This window comes from Gilliamella sp. W8123 (assembly GCF_016101085.1).
Classification (GTDB): domain Bacteria; phylum Pseudomonadota; class Gammaproteobacteria; order Enterobacterales; family Orbaceae; genus Gilliamella; species Gilliamella apis.
On the sequence record NZ_JACFRE010000034.1, the window covers coordinates 1 to 248 of the forward strand.

Here is a 248-nt window from a genome sequence, read left to right on the forward strand (position 1 = left end):
TAATAAACTCCCTGACCATCACCATCATCATCCCCCCAATAATTATACGGTTTGCCAATAAGTGAACTTAATTCAATAGAATTAGAATGAGTATCCGTTGGTACTAACATACCAATATCCTTAAAACTCTGACCAGCAACAGGTAACTCGATAGGATGGTTTATTGAATCATTGGTTGTGGGAGTAAATGTTCTACCATCAGAAAGGGATATCCCGAGTAGTGCTTCGGTATTTGTTACCCGGGTACG

General features: G+C 39.5%; 1 protein-coding gene. It reads right to left on the reverse strand.

Going from position 1 to position 248, the window contains the following annotated elements; translation table 11 throughout:
• Window positions 1-248, reverse strand: a 248-nt coding sequence (locus H3T56_RS11580; RefSeq protein WP_198193095.1) for a hypothetical protein, incomplete at both ends; no start/stop codon positions are given.